The sequence below is a fragment of the Arsenicicoccus sp. UBA6765 genome, from assembly GCF_002453335.1.
Taxonomy (GTDB): domain Bacteria; phylum Actinomycetota; class Actinomycetes; order Actinomycetales; family Dermatophilaceae; genus Arsenicicoccus; species Arsenicicoccus bolidensis.
Genome location: NZ_DKGR01000013.1, coordinates 32,664 through 44,764, shown reverse-complemented (window position 1 = coordinate 44,764; position 12,101 = coordinate 32,664). Strand labels below are relative to the sequence as shown.

The following is a 12,101-nucleotide window of genomic DNA, read 5'->3' as shown; positions in this document are numbered from 1 at the left end:
ACCCGCTGGTCTAGACTCGCAAGTCGCGTCCTCTTCCGAAGGAGTCGGATCCACTCGTGGCTCAAGGTGTGCTCTCGACCATCACCAGCCCGACGGCACTGCGTCGGCTGCCCGCCTCTCGCCTCCCCGCCCTGGCGGCGGAGATCAGGGAGTTCCTGGTCAACCAGGTGGCCAGGACGGGCGGGCACCTCGGCCCCAACCTCGGCGTCGTCGAGCTGACCATCGCGCTGCACCGCGTCTTCGAGTCGCCGCACGACACGATCGTCTACGACACCGGACACATCAGCTATGTCCACAAACTGCTGACCGGGCGGCAGGACTTCTCGGCCCTGCGCGCCCAGGGCGGGCTCTCCGGCTACCCCTCCCGCGCCGAGTCCGAGCACGACGTGGTCGAGAACTCCCACGCGTCGACCTCCCTGTCCTGGGCCGAGGGGATCGCCATCGCCCACCAGCTCACGGGTGACCGCCAGCGGCACACGGTCGCCGTCATCGGCGACGGGGCCCTGACCGGCGGCATGGCCTGGGAGGCGCTCAACAACATCGCCGCCCGCAAGGACCTGCCCCTCGTCGTGGTCGTCAACGACAACGAGCGGTCCTACGCCCCCACCACGGGCGGGCTCGCCGAGCACCTGTCGACGCTGCGCACCACCCAGGGCTACGAGCGGATGCTGAGCATCGGCAAGCGCGCCATCTCGGGGGCTCCCGTGGTCGGGCGCCCCGCCTTCGAGACCCTGCACGGGATCAAGAAGGGTCTCAAGGACATCGTCGCGCCGCAGGGCCTCTTCGAGGACCTCGGCATCAAGTATGTCGGTCCGGTCGACGGGCACGACGAGCATGCCCTCGAGGTGGCGCTGCGCCAGGCCAAGGGCTACGGCTCGCCGGTGCTGGTCCACGTCCTGACCAAGAAGGGCAAGGGCTACCGCCCCGCCCGCCAGCACGCGGACGACCAGTTCCACGCGGTGGGCGTCATCAACCCCGAGACCGGCCTGCCCCTCGAGGTGTCGGGCCGCTCCTGGACCGACGACTTTTCCGACTCGTTGGTCGCCCTCGGCCAGGAGCGCGACGACGTGGTGGCCCTGACCGCCGCCATGCTCATCCCCGTCGGGCTGCGCGACTTCTCCCTCAAGTTCCCCGAGCGGGTCATCGACGTCGGCATCGCCGAGCAGCACGCCGTGACCATGGCCGCGGGTCTGGCCTACGCCGGGCTGCACCCGGTCGTGGCGATCTACTCGACTTTCCTCAACCGCGCCTTCGACCAGCTGCTCATGGACTGTGCGCTGCACCGGGCGGGCGTGACCTTCGTGCTGGATCGGGCCGGCGTGACCGGGTCGGACGGCGCGTCGCACAACGGCATGTGGGACATGACCCTGGCCAACGTCGTGCCGGGGCTGCACCTCGCGGCCCCCCGCGACGGCGAGCAGATCGACCTCGCGCTGCGCCGCGCGGTCGACATCACCGACGCCCCCTCGATCATCCGCTTCGCCAAGGGCAACCCGCCCGCGCCGATCCCCGCCCTCGAGGAGCGCGGCACCGTCGACGTCCTGCACGGCCCGGGGGAGGAGCACGTCGACACCCTCGTGGTCGCGGTGGGCTCCATGGTGCCGACCGCCCTGGGCGTGGCCACCCGGCTCGAGGACGCCGGCCGGTCCGTCCGGGTCGTCGACCCAGTGTGGGCGCTCCCGGTCAGCGACGACGTGGTGGACGAGGCTCGCCGCGCCGACCAGGTCGTCGTCATCGAGGACAACCTCGTCTCCGGCGGCGTGGGCTCCGCGATCACGCTCGCGCTGCAGCAGGCCGGCGTCACGGCGCCGGTGCGACCCTTCGGGATCCCCAAGGAGTTCCTCGACCACGCCTCCCGCGGGCAGGTGCTCGCGGCCATCGGGCTCACCCCCGACGCGATCGCCGAGACGCTGCTCGCCTGAGGACCAGCCGAGGTCTACCGACCCGGCACCCACGGGTATGCCTGTCCCATGACCCGATTCGGCTACACCCTGATGACCGAGCAGGCCGGTCCCAAGGACCTGGTCCGCTTCGCCCGCAAGGCCGAGGACGTCGGCTTCGACCTCGAGGTCGCCAGCGACCACTACTTCCCCTGGCTGAGCGCCCAGGGTCACGCGCCGTTCGTCTGGAGCGTCCTCGGTGCCGTCGCGCACGTCACCGAGCGCGTCGAGCTCATGACCTATGTGACCTGCCCGATCCTGCGCTACCACCCGGCGGTCGTGGCGCAGCAGGCGGCCACCGTCCAGATCATGGCCGACGGCCGGTTCACGCTCGGGCTGGGCTCCGGGGAGAACCTCAACGAGCACGTCGTCGGTGCGGGCTGGCCCGCGGTCTCCGCCCGCCAGGACATGCTGGCCGAGGCCATGGAGATCATCCACGAGCTGCACTCCGGCGAGCTGGTCACGTACGACGGCGAGTACTACCGCGTCGACTCGGCTCGTATCTGGGACCTGCCAGACGAGGGCGTCGACATCGCGCTCGCCGCGGGCGGCCCCAAGGCGCTGGAGCGCTGCGCGGCCTTCGCCGACCACCTCGTCGCGACAGAGCCGGACCCCGACCTGATCGCGGCGTGGGACGACCTGCCGGGCAAGCCGAGCATCGGCGCCGGCGCCCGGGCCATCGGGCAGATCCCCATCAGCTGGGACCCCAGCAAGGACGCCGCCGTCGAGCGCGCCCACGAGCAGTTCCGGTGGTTCGCGGGCGGGTGGGACGTCAATGCCGACCTGCCGACCACGGCGGGCTTCGCCGGCGCCACGCAGTTCGTGAGGCCCGAGGACGTCGCCGAGAGCATCCCCTGCGGACCTGACCTCGACGCCATCGTCGAGAGCGTGCGCCCCTACTGGGAGGCGGGGTTCACCGACGTCGCGCTCGTCCAGATCGGTGGCGACACCCAGGACGCGTTCCTGGAGCAGGCCGCCGGACCGCTGCTGGAGCGGCTGCGGGAGGCCTCCCGTGGCTGACCTGCGACCTGGCGTCCTCTTCGACGTCGACGGCACCCTGCTCGACACCAACTACCTGCACACCCTCGCCTGGTGGCGGGCGCTGCGCGCGACCGGCCACGACGAGATCACCATGCAGCAGTGCCACTCGGCCATCGGCATCGCCAGCGCGGGGCTGGTCCGCCACCTCACCGGCGGCGAGGACGAGGAGGCCGTGGACCGGCACAGCGAGGAGTACGAGCCCCTCAAGGCCGACCTCACCGCCTTCCCCCGCGCCGCGGACCTGCTGCGCGCCTGCCACGACGCCGGGCTCCTGGTCGTGCTCGCGACGAGCGGCCAGGAGGGTGACCTCGACTGGATGGTCCCGGCGATCGGCGTCTCGGAGGACGTCCTCGCGGGTGCCACGACCAGCGGCGACGTCGAGGAGGCGAAGCCCGAGCCGGACCTCCTGACGGTGGCGGTCGAGCGCTACGGCCTCGACCCGGAGCAGACGGTCGTCGTCGGGGACACCGTGTGGGACGTCGCGGCGGCCGAGCGCGCCGGCCTGCGGTCGATCATGGTCACCTGCGGCGGGATCGGCCGGGCCGAGCTGCTCGAGGCCGGGGCCGACGAGGTGTATGACGACCCCGCCGACCTGCTGGCCCACCTCGACTCGTCCCTGCTGGGGCAGGTGGCGCGGGCGGTGCCCGACGACGTGGCCGGACGCTCCCAGCGCCAGGCCTCCGACCGCTGCGGTCAGACCTGAGGTCAGTCGAGGCCGTGCCGGTCCAGCAGGTGCTGCACGTCGGGGTCCTGCCCGCGGAACCTGCGGTAGACCTCGGTGACGTCCAGCGACCCGCCGCGGGCCAGCAGCTCGCGCCGGAAGCGCTCGCCGGTCTCGCGCGAGAGGCCGCCGTTCGCCTCGAACCACGCCACGGTGTCCGCGTCGTAGACCTCGGACCACATGTAGGAGTAGTAGCTGGCGGCGTACCCGCTCGCGAAGACGTGCGAGAAGTAGGTGGACCGGTAGCGCGGCGGGACCAGGTCGAAGGCCATGCCGGCCTGCTCGAGCGCCGCCCGCTCGAAGGCCTCCACCTCGTCGACGGACGACGGGAGCCGGTCCAGCGGGGTCTGGTGCCAGGCCTGGTCGAGCAGCATCGCGGCATACGACTCGGTCATCTCGTAGCCCTGGTCGAAGTGCCGGGCGTCGAGCAGGGTCGTGATCCACGCCGCGGGCATCGGCTCGCCGGTCTCGTGGTGCACGGCGTAGCGCGCGAGCAGCTGAGGGTCCCAGGCCCAGATCTCGTTGACCTGGCTCGGGAACTCGACGAAGTCCTGCGGGGTCGCGGTGCCCGACCGCGACGGGTAGCGCACGTCGGACAGGAGCCCGTGCAGGTCGTGCCCGAACTCGTGGAACAGCGTGATCACCTCGTCCCAGGACATCAGCGTGGGACGGCCGGGGGCGGGCCGGGACAGGTTGCACGTGTTGGTGACCACCGGGCGGTGCCCGAGCAGGGTGCTCTGGTCCAGCAGCGAGGTCATCCAGGCGCCACCCTGCTTGCCGGGCCGGGTCCACGGGTCCAGGACCACGGCACCCAGCACCGCGCCGTCCGGCTCGCGCACCTCGTAGACCCGGGCGTCCGCCGTGTAGCCCACGAGCTCCGGCTGCTCGTGGAAGGTGATGCCGTAGAGCGCGGTGGCCGCCGCGAAGACGCCCTCGTGGAGGACGCGCTCGAGCTCGAGGTAGGGGCGCAGGAGGCTCTCGTCCAGCGAGTAGCGTTCGCCGCGGACGAGGTTCGCGACATACGCCCAGTCCCAGGGCTCGAGCACGGCGCCCGGCTCGATCTCCTGCAGCCGCTCCTGCAGGACCTCGGCCTCGGCGCGGGCGTTGCGGACCGCGGCCGGCCCCACCCGGGTGAGGATCTGCATGACCGCCTCGGTCGACCCCGCGCAGCCGTCGGAGGCGACGTAGGCCGCGTAGTGCTCGTGGCCGAGCAGGGCGGCCTTCTCCGCCCGCAGCCGCGCCGTCCGCACGACGAGCTCCCGCGTGTCGTGCTCGCCCTCGAGCCCCCTGCCCACCGAGGCGTGGTGCAGCTCCTCGCGCAGCGACCGGTCGGCGAGCACGGCGAGCCGGGGCTGCCCGGTGGTGTTGACGAGCTCGACCAGCCAGCCGTCGAGACCCCGCGCCTCGGCGGCGGCGCGGGCACCCTCGAGGTCGGCCTCGTCGAGGCCCGCCAGCCGGTCCTGGTCGGTCACGTGCACGGCGGCGGCGTTGCGTCCGGCCACGGCGCGCTCGTTGAACTCGGCCGCCAGCGTGGCGAGCTCGGCGTTGATCGCCCGCAGCCGGGACTGCCCCGCCTCGTCGAGGGCGATGCCGCCCCGCTCGTAGCCCCGGACGGCCTCATGGAGCAGCCACGCCGTCTCCTCGTCCAGCGTCATGTCGCCGGCGTCCACCCGCGCCCGCAGGGCGAGGAGCCGGTCGTAGAGCCGGCGGTCGAGCATGATCGCGTCCCCGTGGGCCGCCAGGAGCGGGGCCAGCTCGGCGCGGATGGCGTCCCGGCGCGCATTGGTGTCGGCCGCCGCCACGGGCCAGAAGGCGTCCATCGATCGGCGCAGGGTCTGTCCGGAGCGTTCCCAGGCCTCGACGACGTTCTCGACGGTCGGCGCCGACGGGTCGGTGGCGACGGCGTCCAGCTCGCGCAGCTGCTCGGCCATGCCCTCGAGGATCGCCTCGCGGTAGTCCTCGTCCTGGAGGTCCGGGTAGGGCGGCAGGTGGTGGGGGAGGGCCGAGGGCGAGAGCAGGGGGTTGGTGCGCGTCATGCCTCGTAGTCAATCCCATCCCCGGGGTCCGTGTCGCCGGGCCCGCGCACTAGCGTGGTGGGTGCGCCCGCATTGACGGCGCCTATGCACCACATGCACACAAACGATCGACTCTGACTTTCGTTTCCGGGTCGATTCATATAGGTTCTATATCGGCAGTTCCCACCAGCACCGTAGCCAAGGAGCACGCATGAACCTCATGAACACCAAGATCCTCCCGTTCTCCACGACCGCCTTCAAGAGCGGCGAGTTCGTCGACGTGAGCGAGAAGGACGTCCTCGGCAAGTGGGCCATCTTCTTCTTCTACCCGGCGGACTTCACCTTCGTGTGCCCGACCGAGCTCGGTGACGTCGCGGACCACTACGAGGAGCTGCAGAAGCTCGGCGTCGAGGTCTTCTCCGTGTCCACCGACACGCACTTCGTGCACAAGGCCTGGCACGACACGTCCGACACGATCGGCAAGATCGACTACTACATGCTCGGCGACGCCAACGGCGTGATCACCAACAACTTCCAGAACATGCGCGAGGGCGCCGGCCTCGCCGACCGCGCCACCTTCCTGGTGGACCCGGAGGGCACCATCCAGTTCATGGAGGTCACGGCCGAGGGCATCGGTCGCAACGCGACCGAGCTGCTGCGCAAGGTCAAGGCCGCCCAGTACGTCGCCGCCCACCCGGGCGAGGTCTGCCCCGCCAAGTGGGAAGAGGGCGAGGCCATCCTCACCCCCGGCCTGGACCTCGTCGGCAAGATCTGACCTCACCTCGGGAGTCTCCCGAGCAGGTCGTATGGCGAGCCCACCCGCTCGCCGACGCACCACCACGTGCCGCGGCGGGTGGCCGGACCCCGGTCACCCGCCGCCGCCGTCCGGCCCACCCCAACCCCGCGCATCTACCCCACCTGACCTCACCTCGGCGCCGCGCAGCACCTGCGTCGCGCGCCCACCCCGCCGCCGTCTCGTCATACGCGATCCAAGGAGTGTCCCGTGCCCGTGCTCGACGCCGCCATGACCACCCAGGTCAAGTCCCTGCTCGTCAACGTCAAGGAGCCGATCGAGCTGGTCGCGTCCCTCGACGACCGACCCAAGGCCGGCGACATGCGTCAGCTCCTCGAGGAGATCGCGGCGCTGTCGGACCTGGTCAGCCTGCGCACGGACGGCACCTCGAGCCGTCGTCCGTCCTTCCGCATCGAGCGCGCGGGCACCGACGTGGGCGTCGAGTTTGCGGGCATCCCGCTCGGCCACGAGTTCACGTCGCTCGTCCTGGCGCTGCTGCAGGTGGGCGGGCACCCGATCAAGGAGGACGCCGAGACCATCGAGCAGGTCGCGGCGATCGACGGCGACTTCGAGTTCGTGACCTACATGTCGCTGTCCTGCCAGAACTGCCCCACGGTGGTCCAGGCCCTCAACGCCATGTCCGTCATCAACCCCCGGATCAAGCACACCGCCGTCGAGGGCTCGCTCTTCCAGGACGAGATCGAGGAGCACGGCATCAAGGCCGTCCCCACCGTCTACGTCAACGGCGAGCTGTTCGACTCCGGCCGCATGACGATGGCCGACATCCTCGGCCGGATCGACGCGGGCGCGGTGGACCGGGCGACCGAGAAGCTCAACGGCAAGGAGCCCTACGAGGTCCTCGTCGTCGGCTCCGGCCCGGCCGGCGCCGCCGCCTCCATCTACACCGCCCGCAAGGGGATCCGCACCGGCCTGGTCGGCGAGCGGTTCGGCGGGCAGGTGCTCGACACGATGGCGATCGAGAACTTCGTGTCCGTGTCCTACACCGAGGGTCCGCGCTTCGCGGACGCGCTCAAGGAGCACGTCGGCCAGTACGACGTCGACGTGGTCTCCGGCCCGGCGGCCACCGAGCTCGTGCCTGCCGACACCGAGGGTGGCTACCACACGGTGAAGTTCGGCGACGCCTCCCTGCAGGCCCGCTCCGTCGTGCTCGCCACCGGGGCGCGCTGGCGCCACATGGGCGTGCCCGGCGAGGAGGAGTACCGCAACAAGGGCGTGACCTTCTGCCCGCACTGCGACGGCCCGCTGTTCAAGGGCAAGCGCATCGCCGTCATCGGCGGCGGCAACTCCGGCGTGGAGGCCGCGATCGACCTGGCCGGCGTCGTCGGCCACGTCACCCTGATCGAGTTCCTCGACGAGATGCGCGCCGACCAGGTCCTGCAGGACAAGCTGCACAGCCTGCCCAACGTCGACGTCATCCTGTCCGCCCGGACCACCGAGGTCGTCGGCGACGGCAAGCAGGTCACGGGTCTGCGCTACGAGGACCGCGCGTCCGGCGAGGCCAAGGAGCTGCAGCTCGAGGGGATCTTCGTCCAGATCGGCCTGCTGCCCAACACCGAGTGGCTCAAGGGCGCGGTCGAGCTGACCGAGCGCGGCGAGCTGGTCGTGGACGCGATGGGCCGCACGTCGGTCCCGGGCGTCCTCGGCGCCGGGGACTGCACCAACGTCCCCTACAAGCAGATCGTCGTGGCGCAGGGCGCCGGAGCGACGGCCGCGCTGTCCGCCTTCGACCACCTGATCCGCACCTCGGCCCCGTCCCCGGCGATGGCCTGACGGGTCCCCCGTGAACCTCAGAGACCTGGAGTACCTCGTCGCCCTGGCGGACCACCGGCACTTCGGCCGGGCGGCCGCTGCGGCATACGTCAGCCAACCCACCCTGTCCACCCAGCTCAAGAAGCTCGAGACCGAGCTCGGCGTGGACCTCGTCGAGCGCGGCACCCGCCAGGTGCTGCTGACGGGCGCGGGGGAGCGCGTGGTCGAGCGGGCCAGGTCGATCCTGGGGCAGGCCCAGGACATCCGCGACATCGCCCGCTCCGCCCGGGACCCCCGGGCGGGGCGGCTGCGGCTGGGGTTCTTCCCCACGCTGGGGCCCTACCTGCTGCCCCACGTGGTGCCGGCGCTCCGCGAGCGGCTGCCGGACGCCGAGCTGCTGCTCACCGAGGCCAAGACCGGTGAGCTGCGCGAGCAGCTGCTGGCGGGCACGCTGGACGCCGCCCTCATCGCCCTGCCGGTCGTGGACGACGCCCTGCACGTGCGGCCGTTGTTCCGTGAGGACTTCCTGCTCGCGGTGCCCGCCGACCACGAGCTGGCGGGCGAGACCGGGAGGCTGCCCGCCGAGCGGCTCGCCGGCGAGGACCTCCTCCTGCTGGCGGAGGGTCACTGCCTGCGGGACCAGGCGCTGGACGTCTGCCAGACCGCCGGGGCCCGGGAGCAGTCCGGCTTCCAGGCCACCAGCCTGGAGACGCTGCGCCACATGGTCGCCGCGGGCGTCGGCACCACCCTGCTGCCGCGCCTGGCCGTGTCGCCGCCGAGCCGCAACCCGGACGGGGTCGTGCTGCGCGAGTTCGTGGGGGCGGCGCCGCACCGCGACATCGCGATGGTCTGGCGACGCAGCAGCGTGCAGGCGCCCCTCCTCGACGAGGTGGCCGAGGTGCTGGGCCGCCTGCCGGCCGGGCTCGTCACCCCGCTCTGACGCGCGGCTGCGGGTCGGTCCAGCCGTCCGCGCTGCCTCGTCGGTCAGTGTGCGGAGTGGCCCTCGGCCGGCTCGCCCTTGCCGCGCTTGACGAGGTGCAGGATCGTCACGATCACCGCCCCGACCGCCAGCCCCACGATCGCCGAGCAGATGGTGTTGGTCAGCCAGCCCAGGACCCCGCCGAGCGGTCCGGTCGCGTGCTTGACGGCCTCCTCCAGGTGGTGGACGAAGGCGTACGGCGGGTGCCAGCCCAGCGTGTCGACCCCCATGAGCAGGATGTGGCCACCGACCCACAGCATGGCCACGGTGCCGATGATCGCCAGCCAGCGCAGGAGCACGGGCATCGCCTTGACCAGGCCGTTGCCGATCGACTGCGACGCGCCGTTGCTCTGCTTGGCCAGGTGCAGGCCGATGTCGTCCATCTTGACGATCAGGGCGACGAAGCCGTAGACGCCGAGCGTGATGAAGATGGCCACGATCACCAGCGTGATGGCCCGGGTCCAGAAGGCCTCCTTGGCGACCTCGTTGAGGGCGATGACCATGATCTCGGAGGACAGGATGAAGTCCGTGCGGATGGCGCCGGACGTCATGGTCCCCTCGGCCTCCTCCCCGCTCATGGTCGCCGTCGCCTCGTCGGCGTCGTGCCCGTGGCCCGAGACCTTCTCCCAGATCTTCTCCGCGCCCTCGAAGCACAGGTAGGTGCCACCGAGCATCAGCAGGGGGGTGAGCGCCCACGAGGCGAACTGGCTGAGCAGCAGGGCCGCCGGCAGGATGAAGAGCAGCTTGTTGCGCAGGGAGCCGATCGCGATCTTCTTGATCATCGGCAGCTCGCGGTCGGGCGTGAACCCGGTGACGTAGCGCGGCGTCACCGCGGTGTCGTCGACCACCACGCCGGCGGCCTTGGCGCTGGCCCGCCCGGCGGCGGCGCCGACGTCGTCGACGGAGGCGGCGGCCAGCTTGGCCATGGTGGCGATGTCGTCGAGCAGGGCAGCGAGTCCGCCGGCCATGGAGGTCCTCCGAGGGTCGGGATGGGTGCGAGGGGAGTCTAGAGCGAGCACAGCACGGGAGGGGCGTTGGGAGTGCGCAGGGAGTGCGCGGGGCACGAGGGCGCGCAGGGCGTCGAGAAGGGCCCGCCCCACGATACGTGGCGCGGACCCTCGCCGGGCGCGATGCTGCGGACCGGACGACGGGCCGGCGACGCGGTGCCGCCGCCGGCCCGTCGCCCGGCGGATCAGATGTCGCGGAAGGTGCTGACGCCCGCACCGAGGGCGGTGAGCCGCTCGGCGAGGTCCTCGTAGCCGCGGTTGATGACGTAGACGTTGCGCAGCACCGACGTGCCCGGGGCCGCCAGCATCGCCAGGAGCACGACCACGGCGGGACGCAGCGCGGGCGGGCACACCACCTCGGCCGGACGCCAGCGGGTCGGCCCGCTGATCATCACCCGGTGCGGGTCGAGGAGCTGCACGTTGCCGCCCACGCGGGTCAGCTCGGTGAGGTAGATCGCGCGGTTCTCGTAGACCCAGTCGTGGATCATCGTGGTGCCCTCGGCCGTCGCCGCGATGAGGGCGAAGAACGGGAGGTTGTCGATGTTGAGCCCTGGGAAGGGCAGCGGGTGGATCTTGTCCCGCGGCGCCGTCAGCGGCCCAGGCACGTGCGTCAGGTCGACCAGGCGGGTCTTGCCGTTGCCCGAGAGGTACTCCTCGGACAGGGTGTAGCGCATCCCCATGGTCTCGAGGGTCGCGAGCTCGATCTCCATGAACTCGATGGGGACCCGCTTGATGGTGATCTCGGACTTGGTCACCACACCGGCGGCGAGCAGGGACATGGCCTCGATCGGGTCCTCCGAGGGGGAGTACTCGACGTCGCGGTCGATCACGCGCTGGCCGCGGACCGTGAGGGTGGTGGTCCCGATGCCGTCGACCTCGACCCCGAGCTCCTGGAGGAAGAAGCAGAGGTCCTGGACCATGTAGTTGGGCGAGGCGTTGCGGATGACGGTCTCGCCCTCGTAGCGGGCAGCGGCCATCAGGACGTTCTCGGTCACGGTGTCGCCGCGCTCCGTCAGCACGATCGCCCGGCGCGGCCAGGTGTCGGGGGAGACCTCGGCCTGGTAGGCCCCCTGGGTCGCCTCGACGGCGAGCCCGAAGTGGCGCAGGGCGATGAGGTGGGGCTCGACCGTGCGGGTGCCGAGGTCGCAGCCTCCGGCATACGGCAGGGAGAAGTCGTCGAACTCGTGCAGGAGGGGGCCGAGGAACATGATGATCGTGCGGGTGCGCTTGGCCGCGGCCTCATCCATCGAGGCAAGGTCGATGGTGGCGGGGGGCGTGATGCGCAGGTCGTTGCCGCCGTCGACCCACTCGGTGCGGACGCCGATGCTGCTCAGGACCTCGAGGATCCGATTGACCTCCTCGATCTTGGCGAGGTTGCGCAGGGTGGTCGTGCCCTTGTTGAGCAGGGAGGCGCACAGGGTCGCGACGGCGGCGTTCTTGGAGGTGCGCACCTCGATCGACCCGGCGAGGCGACGCCCGCCCTCGATGCGTAGGTGCTGGGGCCCGGAGTGGCCCATGGAGACGAATTCGGCCTCCAGCTCCTTGCCCAGGGCGGCCAGCACGTCGAGGCTCAGGTCGTGGTCGCCCGCCTCGATCTGCTCGATGTCGGTGCCGGTCATCCCGACCCGCTCGGCGAGGTCCTGGGTGGTGAACCCGCGTCGGACGCGCGCCTCGCGGACGAGCGTGCCGATGCGGCGGAGGTAGCCATCAGTCATGCCTTCCATCGTAGGTCAGCGAGAGCCGCTCGCCCGGATTCGTCCGCCTCCTCGGAGTGGCACCAGGGCAGACGGCGAGGAGCGCGGTGACGTCCCCCGACGACGGTCGTTGCTCGTGCG

9 protein-coding genes are annotated in these 12,101 nt (G+C 71.4%); 6 read left to right on the top strand and 3 right to left on the bottom strand.

The annotated features are described in order from the left end of the window. The first annotated feature begins 68 nt into the window (after positions 1-68). The 3 genes from dxs to B4K29_RS02565 are packed head-to-tail and all read left to right on the top strand — an operon-like array spanning position 69 to position 3,684. The gene (dxs, locus tag B4K29_RS02575; RefSeq protein WP_286956010.1) at positions 69-1,922 is read left to right on the top strand and encodes a 1-deoxy-D-xylulose-5-phosphate synthase; all 1,854 of its coding nucleotides are present in this window, start codon (positions 69-71) and stop codon (positions 1,920-1,922) included. Positions 1,923-1,970: 48 nt separating this feature from the next. Beyond that, complete coding sequence (locus B4K29_RS02570; protein WP_286956008.1) at positions 1,971-2,960, top strand: LLM class F420-dependent oxidoreductase; 990 nt, start codon at positions 1,971-1,973, stop codon at positions 2,958-2,960. Further along, positions 2,953-3,684, top strand: coding sequence for an HAD family hydrolase (locus B4K29_RS02565; protein WP_286956007.1), 732 nt, complete (start codon positions 2,953-2,955; stop codon positions 3,682-3,684). The genes B4K29_RS02570 and B4K29_RS02565 overlap by 8 nt, the downstream gene beginning before the upstream one ends. 2 nt (positions 3,685-3,686) lie before the next feature. Here B4K29_RS02565 and B4K29_RS02560 read toward each other — a convergent pair whose 3' ends face one another. Then, entirely contained in the window at positions 3,687-5,738 is a 2,052-nt protein-coding gene (locus B4K29_RS02560) for a M3 family metallopeptidase (RefSeq protein ID WP_019284773.1), read from the bottom strand. Between the two features lie 190 nt (positions 5,739-5,928). Here B4K29_RS02560 and ahpC point away from each other — a divergent pair, with 190 nt between their 5' ends. The 3 genes from ahpC to B4K29_RS02545 all read left to right on the top strand — a co-directional run bounded on the left by ahpC (position 5,929) and on the right by B4K29_RS02545 (position 9,220). Then, the gene (ahpC, locus tag B4K29_RS02555) at positions 5,929-6,492 is read left to right on the top strand and encodes an alkyl hydroperoxide reductase subunit C (RefSeq protein ID WP_019284774.1); all 564 of its coding nucleotides are present in this window, start codon (positions 5,929-5,931) and stop codon (positions 6,490-6,492) included. Between the two features lie 234 nt (positions 6,493-6,726). Then, complete coding sequence (gene ahpF / locus B4K29_RS02550; RefSeq protein WP_029210037.1) at positions 6,727-8,301, top strand: alkyl hydroperoxide reductase subunit F; 1,575 nt, start codon at positions 6,727-6,729, stop codon at positions 8,299-8,301. A gap of 10 nt (positions 8,302-8,311) precedes the next feature. Further along, positions 8,312-9,220, top strand: coding sequence for a LysR substrate-binding domain-containing protein (locus tag B4K29_RS02545; RefSeq protein WP_029210038.1), 909 nt, complete (start codon positions 8,312-8,314; stop codon positions 9,218-9,220). A 44-nt stretch (positions 9,221-9,264) separates the two neighbouring features. Here B4K29_RS02545 and B4K29_RS02540 read toward each other — a convergent pair whose 3' ends face one another. Together B4K29_RS02540 and B4K29_RS02535 are read right to left on the bottom strand one after the other, a co-directional pair. Beyond that, the gene (locus B4K29_RS02540; RefSeq protein ID WP_286966322.1) at positions 9,265-10,227 is read right to left on the bottom strand and encodes a DUF808 domain-containing protein; all 963 of its coding nucleotides are present in this window, start codon (positions 10,225-10,227) and stop codon (positions 9,265-9,267) included. Positions 10,228-10,451: 224 nt separating this feature from the next. Further along, positions 10,452-11,981 (bottom strand): UDP-N-acetylglucosamine 1-carboxyvinyltransferase, encoded by a 1,530-nt coding sequence (locus B4K29_RS02535; protein WP_286956004.1) that lies wholly within the window; start codon positions 11,979-11,981, stop codon positions 10,452-10,454. Positions 11,982-12,101: the final 120 nt, after the last annotated feature.